Consider the following 13,348-nt stretch of genomic DNA (forward strand, 5'->3'; position numbering starts at 1 on the left):
CACTTTTTCATGCGCCAAACCACGCACCATTGTTACCGGGCAGCCTTGCTGCTATTTGTGCTGCACTTGCTGCTACCCCTGCCTGCGGCCGTGGCACAAACGGCTGCCCTCGACAGCATTTACAAGCTGGCACAAAAAGCACCCAACGATTCTGCACGGCTCATGTATTTGCGCCGCTACGGGCTGGTGCTGGCCCGCAACAATTTTGAAAAGGGCATGAAAGTGCTGGAAGATGGCGCTTCTGAAGCATTTGCCAAAGGCTACAATTTACTGGCCGTAGATTATTACCTCAACAAAGGCATTGCCCTTTATGAAAAGGGCGAATACATTCAAAGCATTGCCAGCGATGAACGTACCGAAAAAATGTACCTGCAGCTGCCCGACAACGACCGCCGCACCTGGGGTTTGGCGGCTGTGCTCAATAATTTAGGTACAGCCTACAGCCTGATCAACGAACTGGAAACAGCACAACAATATTACCTGCGCAGCATTGAGCAATTCGAAAAATTGAAAGACTCTACGTCGCTGTTGGTAGCACATTTTAATGTGGCATTTATCTACATTGATATGCAACAATGGGAGCAGGCCAATTTTTATTTGCAGCGCAGCATCGACCATTTATCCAGTAAACTTTTTTACGACGAAGCAGTGCACAGCATTGCCCGTAAAGCCGCCATTTGCTTCCGCCTCAATAAAATGCAGGAAGGCCTGCAACTGCTGCGCAAAGCCGATAGTTTGTTGCCCAAAGCGAGTTATGAACTGTCAGCTATTTATGTACACAATGCACGGGGCGATTACTATGCGGCCAAAGGCGATTGGCAGCAATCGTTGCAACAGCACCGCATGGCTTACCCGCTGAGTTTGCAGTACAACGATCCGTATTACATAGCCGATGAAGCATGGGAAATGGGCCGTGCATTTTTGCAACTGCAGCAGCACGACTCTGCCGAAGCTTATCTCAACAAAGCCCTGCAGGTAGCCCGCCAATACAACTACTTGCCTAAGGTGAAATTTATTTTGAAAGACATGGCGGCTTACTATGCTGGTATTGGCGATTATAAAATGGCCTGGCAACAAGCCAGTGCCCTCAACAATTTTACCGACAGCTTGGTAGCACGGCAAAACCACAACCGCATTTTGCTCAACGATGCCCGTTATCAAAGCCGGCAAAAAGAAACCCGCATTTCTACACTGGAAAAAGAAAATGTAGCCAAGAGCATCACGCTGCAAAAACGCAGCCTCATGATGTACGTATTATTGGCAGCATTGCTGGTGGTGCTGCTCATGGGTGCTTTGTATTATCGTACCTACCGGCAAAAGCAACAGCTGCAGCAGCAGCGTATTGATCAGCTGGAAACAGAAAAACAACTCATGGCTGCAGAAGCCATTTTAAAAGGCGAGGAGCAAGAACGCAGCCGCCTGGCCAAAGACCTGCACGATGGCTTGGGTGGCATGCTGAGTGGTGTAAAATTTTCATTTCAACATATGCGAGAAAATCTGGTGATGACGCCCGACAATCAGGCGGCTTTCGAACGGGGCATTGACATGCTCGACAGCTCCATTAAAGAGCTGCGCCGCGTAGCACACAACATGATGCCCGAAAGCCTGGTAAAGTTTGGGCTCGATGCTGCCCTCAAAGATTTTTGCCACAGCGTAAGCGAAAGTGGTGCTATACAACTGAGCTACCAATCGTTTCAGTTGCACAACTTATCGTTAGATCAACAAATGGCCATTGGCATATACCGGGTGGTGCAAGAGCTCATCAACAATGTGCTGAAACATGCTGCTGCTAAAAATGCGTTGGTACAAATCAACTATCAGGACGGGCACATGACCATTACCGTAGAAGACGATGGCAAAGGCTTTGACACGGCCACGTTGTACAACAGCGGCGGTATGGGCTGGAGCAATATTCAAAGCCGTATCAACTATCTTCAGGGTAAGATAGATGTACAATCAACGCCCGATAAAGGCACTTCTGTATTCATTGAATTTGATGTGTAATGGCCACCACCGTTTTTATAGTCGACGATCACTACATGGTTGTAGAAGGCATCCGTTCTTTACTGCAAGCCGAGCAGGGCATTGAGTGGATGGGGCATGCTTCCAACGCCAACTCTTGTCTCGCTTTTTTACAAAGCCGTCAGCCCGATGTCATCCTCATGGACATTAACCTGCCTGATATATCGGGCATAGAGTTGTGCAAAGAAGTGAAACAGAAATATCCGCATGTATTCATCCTTGGGCTCAGCACTTTCAATCAGCTGAGTTTTATAGAAAAAATGATGGACAACGGTGCCAGTGGCTACCTGCTGAAAAATGCCGGCAGCGATGAAATTGTAGCGGCCATCAACGAAGTAATGCATGGCCGCAAATACCTGAGTGCCGAAGCTGCTGGTGTGGTACGCCACGCAGCCAATGCCGGCAACACACTGCTTACCCGCCGCGAAAAAGAAGTACTGCAACTCATTGCCGAAGGCCTCACCAATCAGGAAATTGCAGACCGTTTGTTTGTAAGCGTATCTACAGTAGATACCCACCGCAAAAACCTGTTGCAAAAACTGGCCGCAAAAAACACAGCTGCATTGGTAAAAATTGCCATGGATCAGCAGCTGTTGTAGTTCAAGGTTACTCCCTTTGCTTACCCCTGCACCGGCCACTCAATATGCACCGACGTACCAGCTTCGGGTGTTGATTGCACATCTATCTGGCCTTTTAAAAAATGAACCCGGCTGCGGATATTGTTCCAGCCCATGCCGGCGGCAGCTTCGTTTTGTTGCTGCATACCACGACCGTTATCTTCTACTGTAATGGAAAGCACATCATCGTGGCGGGTAACTTGTATCAATGCTTCTGTGGCATGTGCATGCTTCAAAATATTGTTCACCAATTCCTGTACGATACGGTACACACTTATGGCTTCACCCTTGGGTAGTTTGTCTACTTCCAGCAAGTGGCAGGAGATGCTGAGCTGGCTGCTCTGCTGCATATCATGACAAAAATCGGTGAGGGCTTTGCTGAGGCCGAATTTCAGCAAACTCTCTGGCATCATGTTATGGGCTACACGGCGCATTTCGTTGATAGACTGATCCAGCATCACAATGCTTTTTTCGAAAGCAGCCTGGCCTTCATCATTCAGCAACACATTGCCCTTGGTATGCTGCAATGAAAACTTGATGCCGCTGAGCATGCCGCCCAGTCCGTCATGTAAATCTTTCGCCAGCCGGCTGCGTTCCTGTTCTTCTCCCTGCATAATGGCCTCAGCTGCCGCCAGCTGTTTTTCCTGCTGCAGCCGGTCTATTTCCTGTGCCTGTAGTTTTTGCTTTTGCTGCCAGGTGCGCCATACCAGCAGCAAGCTGGCCAACAGCAATATCGCCAATGCACCCAATGCATAATTCAAATTGCTTTTTTGCCGCAGGCTGGCTTGCTGCTGCGCCAACCGGTCTTCTTTTTGCTGCACCTGATAAATGGTTTCCAGTTCAGCTACATCACGTTGCAAACGTTGGTTGCTGATGCTGTCCGCCAGCATGGATGCCTGCTTGGTGAGAGATGCCGCCGTGGCTACATTGTGTAAGGCAAAATGAATATTGGCCAGTGTGTTCAGGCATTTCTGTTTTTCTGATAACACATGCAATGAATCAGCAATCTGCAAGGCCCGTTGTGCATACCTGAGTGCCGTGGCATAATCGTTTTCATACAAATGCGCAATAGCCATACCCCGCAAGGCAATCCCAGTGTTTTCAATATTGTCCATGGCCGTGCTAATAGCCAGGGCTCTTGCATACATGGGTTTGAGTTGCTGAAATTTTTGCTGATTGAAATACAAATCACCCATGTTCAGCATCAGTATATTTTCTGAATAATCGTTCTTGAGCAACCGGCAAATAACCAGCGATTCATTATACACTTTTTCTGCGCTATCCAGTTGGTTGAGCTCGGCATAGCTCATCCCCAAATTGGCGAGTGCACTCATCAGCAACAGGCTGTCGTTTTGTGCCCTCGACAATGCAACCGCTTTGCGGCCATGTTCTTTCGCCTTTTCAAACTGGTCAAGATTTTCATACAAGGATTGCAAAATATCGTGCCCCCTTGCTTCAATGGAAGCATCGCCATGCTTTTCAAAAATGCGTTGCCCCTCCAGATAATACTGCACAGAAAGGCGCAGCTTATCACTCAGCCGGGCCGAAGTACCGGCATTGAAATAGGCCTTGCCCATCATAAAAGAATCTTTGATGATACCCGACAGGCGGATGGCTTCCTGATTGAGCAACAATGACGAATCATACTTGCTCACCAGATTCAGAATGTAAGTGTAGTTGTTGATGTATTTGATGACGCCACGGGTGTATCCCAATTGCTTGCTGAGCTCACCGGCGAGGCGGTAATAATGCGCCGCTGTTTCCAATTGCGTGCCTTCGTACTGCTGCCCAATGTTGATGTACAAATCGACCTTGTTACTGTCGGCTTTTGCCGCAGGCAACAACCGCAACAAGCTATCGAGGTTCATGAGGGTTTGGCCATGAACTGCTGACACAAGCAAGCTCATGCAGCCCACCATCATCCATCGGAAAAAATACTTTGATTTCATGAGCGTCAAATAAAATGATGCCGCCGGGCAACGCACAAATCTACCCGTTCACAGCCCCCGTAATTTCCTGTTTTTAGGGGAAATGACACACTGATTGCACCGCTATTTTCACCCCAGCGTACACCATGCACAACCCTTGGCGCTACGAAAGCGTATGCAACAACTTTTTTTACTCCTTTTGGCTGCTGTCTGCTACTGCTGCCCTACACAAAGTTTTGCGCAAAAAAACCTGCAACCGGCCAGCAGCAGTACTGTTGCCGGCATTCCATTGCCTGCCAATACCAAAGCCGATAAAAGGCTGCTGATTCGGGTTGCTGCCAAAACCACCATGGACCTGGAAGCGGCCGACAGCAACTGGATGCTCTCCGACAATTACGAAGTATTTCAATTACCGGTAGGCAGCAATAACGATATCTCCGACAGTATCATTACTGCTTTGGAAGATAACGGATGGCAATTGCTGATAAACGAACACAACAACAAATGGGGACTGGCCAGCAAAGGCAGCCGCCGCCTTATGATTTATTTTGAAACTGCTAAAAAAGAAAGCTGGCTCTACATTGCTGAAATAGCTCAGGGGCAAGCTCCCAAGCAAGCTGCAACACCCACACCGGCTACACCACAGCCGGCTACGCCACTACCCGTGCAACCAGCCAACCCGGTGCAACCTGTACAGCCCGCTACACCTGCCCATTCGGGCACGTATCAGTTTCATACCACCAACTTCGATGATGGCTGGACAGCCACCGTACAAGCTGATTGGGTGGAAGTAAGCAAAGGCCCTATCAAAGTGCTGCTGCATTACAGCAATACCGCCATAGACATGAGCAGTATGCAAACACCCACCATCAATGCCAATGCCTGGAATACGCTGGTAGCACCCCGTTACAAAGACAAACAACATTTTTATGCCTTCAACGGCAACATGAGTTACTGGCGTTCGTCTGGCATCAGTGCCACATTAACCGATGCCAATGGGGTACAGCACTTTGTGGTGTTGTTCAGAAGAGGCAGCGGGCCATTTATCGAATTCATTACCCCCGACGCGGCCACGTTTGAAAAAGAATTTGGTGTCAGCTTTGTGTCCGCCAACGATCAAAACCTCATCAACAGTTATGATGATTCGTGGTTGAGGATGGACAACATGCAAAGCCGCAACAAGTTTGCCGTAGCCCCTGCCGACCTCATTGGTGACTGGAGCGAAAGCAGCGGCTCTTATGCACAAATGTATAATGTGTACACGGGTAACTATGCAGGCATGAATGCCGTGAGCAACAGCGCTGAGTTTTGGATAGCCGCAGATGGCAGCTATAAAAGCCAGCACAGCGGTGCCAGTGGCATGGTAGGCAGCCAAACTTTCTTTACGCAGAAATACAATGGTCGTTATACCATGAATGGCAACTGGGAAGTAAGTTTTACCAACCGCTTCAACGGAAAAACCGACACCTATTGGTGCCAGTTTGAAGTAGTGCGTGGGGGCCGCATCCTGCATTTGCAAGACAAAACCGCCAGCGGCATGCAATACCATCTTACTAAAAAATAAAAGCAACACATGATACAGTTCCCTTTCATACGGCTGAATACGCAACGTAGCGTTGGGCTAACGCTTTTTGTATTGATGATACAAACCGCTCAGGCACAAAATGTGGGCATTGGCACCAGCAACCCTGTAGCCCGGTTGCATGTAGCCGATAGCAATGTGCTCTTCACCGGACCGAACCATGTGGTCAACAGCACATCCGCCAATCCGCCCGTACAAGGGCCGGGAGCAAGAATGATGTGGTACCCGCAAAAAGCAGCTTTCCGGGCAGGGTTGGCCTATGGTTTGCAATGGGATAAAGACAGCATGGGCGTCATTTCTGTTGCGTTGGGCAATAGCACCAAAGCCATGGGAGAATCATCCTTTGCATCCGGGGCTGGCAGCACTGCCTATGGTGATCGGTCTACCGCTATGGGAGAAGGCACCGTTGCATCAGGTATTGCTTCCTTTGCTGCCGGCACACAGAGTATTGCTGCTGGTAGAAATGCCATTGCCATGGGTTTGGGCAATGTTGCTTCTAACGATTATACGGTTGCACTTGGCACTTCAAACACAGCAAGCGGCTTTGCGGCTTTTGCTTTCGGGCAATTGGCAAAAGCCACATCCAATACCGCCATTGCCATGGGCATAAGTGCCAATGCTGGTGGATTTTCAAGCCTGGCCCTTGGGCAAAATACCGAAGCGCTGGGACAGGGTTCAATGGCCATTGGAACCGATGCAAAAGCCACTGCTGCTTATTCCTACGCTTTGGGTTTTAATGCACAAGCCTCAGCAAATATGTCCGTAGCCATTGGCAACGAAACGAGGGCCCGATCTTATGGAAGCCTTAGCGTGGGTAGTCTTAATGATACCAGCGATATTACAACTCCGGGTATAGCACAAACAACCGACCGCATTTTTCAAATAGGCAATGGTAGCGTAGCTGGTCGCAGCAATGCTATGACGGTGCTACGCAATGGCAATATGGGCATTGGCACTACCACACCAGTCAATAAGCTACATATTCAGTACGGGTATGCAGGCTATCCGGGGCCCTTTCCGGCTGGCCTTACACTAGAAGGCAATCAGAACACCTATCTGCATTTAATCACCCCCTTCAGTCAGGAATCTGGCATACTGATGGGCACCGCTACCGGTACCACACCGGCAGGTGCAGGACTGGTGTACAATAGCAGTCAGCAGCGAGGGGGCCTGGAATTCAAAACCAATAACCTCACCAGAATGTCGCTTACCCAAAATGGCCGGCTGGGCATCGGCACCAGTGTGCCCCAGGCAGGCTTGCATCTCAACGTGGGCAATGCTGAAGCGCTTCGCCTACAGGCCGTTGATCCATACATCAGTTTTGTAGATGACAACGGCACTTTCACCGGCTATGTTTTATCTGGCCAAAGCAATAGTGGTGAAATGCGGGTAGGCACCAACGTGGCCATTCCCATTCACCTCAGGCCCAATAATATCACTGCACTAACGGCCAGCACTACGGGCAAAATTGGTATTGGCACCACTTCACCCACACAGCAACTGGAGGTGGTAGCAGGACCCAGTGCTAATGCCACTAAAATTGTGATTGGCAACCGGGGTGGCTTTGGCCCTGCAGCACTGGAGTTTGTGAGTGATTATGGATTGGCAAGCCAATGGCGCCCTGGCTTTATCATGAGTGGCGATAATGGCAACTTCACTGGTAATTTGGCATTTTATACCAACGGCACTGGCTCGGGCAATTTATACAACGCCGTTAAAGGCATGGAAATACGCAACGGCTCGGTACTCACCGCCACTGGCAGCGTGGGTAGCTTTAGCGATGAACGCTTAAAAGAAAACATTGTGCCCTTTCATGATGGACTGAATGTGATCAATCAAATCAATCCTGTACAGTTCGATTACAAAGCCAATGCACCCTTTGCCAACAGCCAAACGCAAATCGGCATCATTGCACAAGAACTCGAAAAAATTGCGCCTTACATGGTACGCCAAACCACTGAAGGCAACGTGCAGGACATGCGTTGGGTAGATCATCAGGCCTACATTTTTCTGCTCATCAATGCCATCAAAGAGCAGCAGCAACAACTGCTGGAAGCCAATAAGAAAATTGCCGATATGCAGGCCATTCTTCAATCATTGACCGCACCAAAACATTAACATGAAAACGCTCCTCTGCTCACTCCTTGCTGTGCTGCTGTGCGTTGGTATGCAGGCACAACCCAAGCCCAAAGCCAATCCAAAAGCCAGCATCAATGCCGAAATGGCGGCAGAAATAAAACAACTGGAAAAAGACATTGCCCAGCTGGAAGCCGACATGAAAACCATGACCGATGCCGATGAGTTGGCCAACGCCAAACAAGAACTCAGCATGCTGCGCAAGCAATTGGATATGCTGAAAAAATGGGCGGCATGCTTAACAACGCACAAGGATTGATGCAAGCGGCAGGCATGGATATGAATGCGGAAGAACCGATAGTACCCAAAAAGAATCCCGCTAAAATTGCTGCCATACCCGCTACGCCTGCTGCAGCAGCCATGCCTGCTTATTTGCAAAAATTACAGGCAGCTATTGCCACAAAAATATCCGCAGCCGACAAAGCCGAAGCCGACAAACTGTTGCAAGCCAATGGCAGCAATGTAAATGCAGCCAATGCAGCCGTTGGTTTGTGGATGGGCAAAATGCCCCTGCAGGCACTATACGTGATGAGTAAGGCCGCTGTGGCAGATGCTACCAACCCCAACACCCTCAACAACTACGCCAGCATGCTCAGCATGGCCGGTGCCGAACAGCTGGCCCTGCCCATTTTGCAACGGCTCAACCAGCAATATCCCCGCAACAGTACCATCCTCAACAACATAGGGCAGGCATGGCTGGGTTTGGGCGATTTGCTGAAAGCCGAACAATACCTCGACAGCGCTATCCGTATTTACCCCGGCCACTCGCAGGCCAATTTGGCCAAGGCCAACATAGCCGAAAGCAAAGGCAATACCAAAGCCGCTGCCGAAGCCATCCGCAAATCGCTGGATGAATCGTTCAGCAACGATAAGGTAAATCAACTGCGTAAATACGGTGAACGATACAATGGTAGCAACCTGCGCCTGCCCTCCAGCATGCCTGCCGATGCACTGGGCCTGCACCGCTTTACCTGGCCAGCCTATCCGGTTACTGTTGAGCAATCTCAACTGTTGGAAAAAGAATGGCAACAACTGAAAGAGCAATGCCGAAAAGAAGGAGAGGTTTTGAAACAAAAATTTGAACGCACACAACAGCAGGCATTTGAAGAACAAGAGCAACGCAACAAAGCATTGTTTGCCTACAATCCTTTGAGCGGCGCACCACCACCACAACCCCTGCCCCCCTTTGCGGAAGCTGCCAGTATTAAGCTACGCTACTACATCGAAGACAAAGACGGTGGACAACAATTCCGCATTCAAAAGCTGGCCCAGGCTATGGCCGATGCCCACCAAAAAGTAGCACTGCTTGACCAACAACGGCAGGCAGACCTCAAGGCGGTGCAAGAAAAATATGACCCCCTCATTGGCGAAGGCCGCCCCAACCCGCTGGAGGCCTACTGCGCCGAATACAATGCTGTGAACTCAAAATTTTTAGCCGCCGCCAACCCCTTACTGGAGCGCAGCTACAAAAATTGGCTCGATGAAAACCTGCGCCGCCTCAACAACGAAATGTATTACTACCAGTACATTCAATGGCCCACCCAATTTGAAGCCACCAAACTGCAAGCCAAAATAAGTTGGCTCAGCGCCATTGCAGATCAGCCGGTGCAGTTTGCTGCCCTTGGGCCATTTTGCAAAAGCAAACCCCAAACTCCGCCCTCCGGTAAGGGCCTTGCCGAGTTCGACGACATTGCCTGCCAGTACAACAGCACCATGGACCTCGGCGTGTTTCAAATTACCAGCAATTGCAGCCGCCTCAGCGGCCACATTAAACTGGGGCCAGTAGAGTACAACCGTAAAATAGACATGGATAAAGACATCCTCCTGGCGGCCTCTCTCGAAGTCACAGCAGGCGTAAGCAAAGGCTGGGAAAAAGGTCCCGTGGCGGCAGAAGCCAAGGCCGAAGTACGGGGCAAGCTGGAATGGAACGAAAAACAAATGACCAACTGGACCGTGACCGCCGATGCCGGCGTAAGTGTGGGTAGTAATTTGGGTTATGGCGATAAAAGCATCGAAATTGCAGGTGCAACTGCCCAAATAGGCATGAACAGCGGCCCCAGCCTCAGCGGCCGCGGATTGCTGCAGGGTGTGCAAATCAAATAACCCCAAACCTTATGAAAAAGCTTTTTACCAACCTGCTATTAGGCATTGTATTATCCGCTACCAGCAGTGCACAAAACGTAGGCATTGGTACCAATACGCCTACCGGTCCCCTCAGTTTTGCCAGCCAGCTGGGCAATAAAATTGTGCTCTGGGGCGATGGAAATGCTGCCCATTATGGATTGGGCATTCAGGGCTCTACCCTGCAGCTGTACGCCGATGCCTTCAACAGCAACATCAGTTTTGGCTATGGCCGTAGCGGAGCATTTACCGAAAGGGCCCGTATTTACAACAGTGGCATCGAAGGCATGTACCTCAATGGCCGCCTGCACCTGCGCAACGGCGATCCCTCCAACCTCGGAGGTGGCGGCGGCATTTGGTTGTACAACCCCGGCAATACTGCTCAAATTGGTTTTATGGGTACCCAAAACAGCCAAAACATCGGCTTTTATGGCGGCAGTGCCGGCTGGGGCTTTACCTATAACACCATCAACAGCCGGGTGGGTATTGGCAACGACAACCCCAATGCTCCATTGGCCTTTGCCGCCACACTCGGCAAAAAAATTACACTCTACCCCGGTGCCACCGGCGATGCAGGCTTTGGTGTAGCCGGCAACCGCCTGCAACTCTACAGCGACAATCCCAACGCCGATGTGGCCATAGGCTACGACGCCGCCGGTACTTTCAACGAACGTTTTGCCGTAAAACCCACCGGAGCTCTCGCCGTGGTGGGCAACACCGGCCTGGCCAACCAGGTGCTGGGCAGCGCCGGGCCCACTGCCGCCGCCCAGTGGCGTTCGCTCAACAGCCTCATACCAACCCCAAGTGCCGGCGCAACTGCCACCCTGCCTGCTGCAGGCACCAGTGTTTTTTTCAACAACGCCCAACTCAATTTTACCCTTGCCCGCTCTGCACGGGTGCTGATTTGGATAGACCTGATAACCGCTCAGGGTTGCGTGTTTTACCCCTGCAGCAGCTACTGGAAATTGTTTATGTACCTCAACGGCAACGCTATCTGGAGCCGCGAAATACCAGCCTCCCATATCGACCAAACTTATTACTCCGATGCCCGCTCTTTAGGACCCATAGTGCTCAACCTCGCCGCCGGATCACACAGCATCGCTTTTTCAGGGTTTAGCATCCGCGGAGAACCCGGCGTTACACTTTACCCAACAGCCATGATACTTTCAGATTAATGCGGCCACAACAGTGCCGCAAGCATACGCCCCCGCAAGTGCTCCGCTACTATTATCTTTGCAGCCCCCAATCAGGGGCTTTTTTATGATACCAACTGCGGTGCTCTTGGCAGCTGCGTTGTGTCACTCACTTGTGGCTGCAGTGCATACTTCAGCCATTAAAACAGAACATGCATTATGGCTTTCAACATTCGGACAAAAATTAAAGACGCTCTGGTTAGTGACCCCACTAACCAGCACATTATTATCATGGGTTGGGTGCGCACCTTTCGCAGCAACCGTTTTATAGCCCTCAACGATGGCAGCACCATCAATAATATTCAGATTGTTGTAGACTTTGAAAATACCGACGAAGCCCTGCTCAAACGCATTACCACCGGTGCCTGCATCAAAGTAAGCGGCCAGCTGGTACCCAGTGTAGGCAGTGGCCAAAAGGTAGAAATCAAAGCTGAAGCCATTGAAATACTGGGCGACAGCGACCCTGAAAAGTTTCCGCTGCAACCCAAGAAGCATAGCCTCGAGTTCCTGCGGGAAATTGCCCACCTGCGGATGCGTACCAACACTTTTGGTGCCGTTTTCCGGGTACGCAACACCCTCGCCAGCGCCACCCACGAATTCTTTCAGGGCCGTGGCTTTGTGTACTGGAACAGCCCCATCATTACCGCCAGCGATGCCGAAGGTGCCGGCGAAATGTTTCGCGTCACCACCCTGCCCATTGATGGCAGCGCCCCCGCACCGACGATGGCAGCATCGATTTCAGCCAGGACTTTTTTGGCAAAAGCACCAACCTCACCGTGAGCGGTCAGCTCGAAGGCGAACTGGGTGCCATGGCCTTTAGCGAAATCTACACCTTCGGCCCCACCTTCCGTGCCGAAAACAGCAACACGGCCCGCCACTTGGCCGAGTTTTGGATGATTGAACCCGAAATGGCGTTTTACGACATCGAAGACAACATGAACCTTGCTGAGGCGTACATCAAGTTCCTCATCAAAGCCGCTTTGGAACGCAACGCCGACGACCTCAAATTCCTCGACGAACGCCTGAAAGACGAAGAAAAAAGCCTGCCGCAAGACAAGCGCAGCGAGTTGGGCCTCATTGAAAAACTGGAGTTTGTGCTCAACAACGAGTTTGAACGCATTACTTATACCGAAGCCATCGACATCCTGCGCAACAGCACCCCGTACAAAAAGAAAAAGTTTCAGTACGATGTGCAGTGGGGCATCGACCTGCAAAGCGAACACGAACGCTACCTCGTTGAGAAGCATTTCAAAAAGCCCGTGATTGTCACCGGCTATCCCGCCGCTATCAAGGCCTTTTACATGCGCATGAACGATGGCTGCGAACCGGGTAAAGAAACAGTAGCCGCCATGGACATTCTGGCCCCTGGCATTGGCGAAATTGTGGGCGGCTCACAAAGAGAAGAACGTTACGACAAGCTGGTGGCCCGTATGGAAGCCATGGGCGTACCCACTCATGAAATGGAGTGGTTCCTCGATACCCGCCGCTTTGGTGGCTGTCCGCACAGCGGCTTTGGCCTCGGCTTCGAACGCATGGTGCAGTTTGTAAGCGGCATGACCAATATCCGCGACGTGATTCCTTTTGCCAGAACACCAAAGAACTGCGAGTTCTAATAGTGAATGTGTCAATGGTGATTGAGTGAAATTATTGCTTGATATACCAATCCCCGGTTGCTGGTCAGCCGGGTTTTTTTTGCGGCAGAAGAGCGGCCGTCAACGCTCAAATTCCCTGTTTTCGTTGATAAGCCGG

Annotated in this window: 10 protein-coding genes; 9 read left to right on the forward strand and 1 reads right to left on the reverse strand. The window is 50.6% G+C overall.

Annotation, left to right across the window (positions count from 1 at the left end; all coding sequences use genetic code 11):
• Positions 1 to 9: 9 nt before the first annotated feature.
• Together GLV81_RS17430 and GLV81_RS17435 are read left to right on the forward strand one after the other, a co-directional pair.
• On the forward strand, positions 10 to 2,004 hold the full coding sequence (locus GLV81_RS17430; RefSeq protein WP_197428713.1) for a tetratricopeptide repeat-containing sensor histidine kinase: 1,995 nt from the start codon (positions 10 to 12) through the stop codon (positions 2,002 to 2,004).
• Positions 2,004 to 2,621, forward strand: a complete 618-nt coding sequence (locus tag GLV81_RS17435; RefSeq protein WP_157480077.1) for a response regulator — start codon at positions 2,004 to 2,006, stop codon at positions 2,619 to 2,621. Before GLV81_RS17430 ends, GLV81_RS17435 begins: the two co-directional genes overlap by 1 nt.
• 20 nt (positions 2,622 to 2,641) lie before the next feature.
• Here GLV81_RS17435 and GLV81_RS17440 read toward each other — a convergent pair whose 3' ends face one another.
• A complete protein-coding gene (locus GLV81_RS17440) occupies positions 2,642 to 4,588 on the reverse strand; it encodes a tetratricopeptide repeat-containing sensor histidine kinase (RefSeq protein WP_157480079.1) in 1,947 nt (648 codons plus the stop codon).
• Positions 4,589 to 4,742: 154 nt separating this feature from the next.
• Here GLV81_RS17440 and GLV81_RS17445 point away from each other — a divergent pair, with 154 nt between their 5' ends.
• From GLV81_RS17445 to asnS, 7 genes are all read left to right on the forward strand, one after another.
• On the forward strand, positions 4,743 to 6,131 hold the full coding sequence (locus GLV81_RS17445; protein WP_157480081.1) for a hypothetical protein: 1,389 nt from the start codon (positions 4,743 to 4,745) through the stop codon (positions 6,129 to 6,131).
• 9 nt (positions 6,132 to 6,140) lie between these two features.
• The gene (locus GLV81_RS17450) at positions 6,141 to 8,267 is read left to right on the forward strand and encodes a tail fiber domain-containing protein (protein WP_157480083.1); all 2,127 of its coding nucleotides are present in this window, start codon (positions 6,141 to 6,143) and stop codon (positions 8,265 to 8,267) included.
• Between the two features lies 1 nt (position 8,268).
• Positions 8,269 to 8,544 carry a hypothetical protein gene (locus tag GLV81_RS17455; RefSeq protein WP_157480085.1) on the forward strand — a complete coding sequence of 92 codons (276 nt, stop codon included), beginning with the start codon at positions 8,269 to 8,271 and terminating at the stop codon, positions 8,542 to 8,544.
• A complete protein-coding gene (locus tag GLV81_RS17460; RefSeq protein ID WP_157480087.1) occupies positions 8,520 to 10,388 on the forward strand; it encodes a tetratricopeptide repeat protein in 1,869 nt (622 codons plus the stop codon). The genes GLV81_RS17455 and GLV81_RS17460 overlap by 25 nt, the downstream gene beginning before the upstream one ends.
• An 11-nt stretch (positions 10,389 to 10,399) precedes the next feature.
• Positions 10,400 to 11,581: a hypothetical protein gene (locus GLV81_RS17465; RefSeq protein WP_157480089.1), complete on the forward strand. Its 1,182-nt coding sequence runs from the start codon at positions 10,400 to 10,402 to the stop codon at positions 11,579 to 11,581.
• Positions 11,582 to 11,758: 177 nt separating this feature from the next.
• Positions 11,759 to 12,379, forward strand: coding sequence for an OB-fold nucleic acid binding domain-containing protein (locus tag GLV81_RS21795; protein ID WP_281350729.1), 621 nt, complete (start codon positions 11,759 to 11,761; stop codon positions 12,377 to 12,379).
• Positions 12,376 to 13,212 carry an asparagine--tRNA ligase gene (gene asnS / locus GLV81_RS21800; protein ID WP_281350730.1) on the forward strand — a complete coding sequence of 279 codons (837 nt, stop codon included), beginning with the start codon at positions 12,376 to 12,378 and terminating at the stop codon, positions 13,210 to 13,212. Before GLV81_RS21795 ends, asnS begins: the two co-directional genes overlap by 4 nt.
• The last annotated feature ends 136 nt before the right edge of the window (positions 13,213 to 13,348 follow it).

The organism is Phnomibacter ginsenosidimutans, from assembly GCF_009740285.1.
Taxonomy (GTDB): domain Bacteria; phylum Bacteroidota; class Bacteroidia; order Chitinophagales; family Chitinophagaceae; genus Phnomibacter; species Phnomibacter ginsenosidimutans.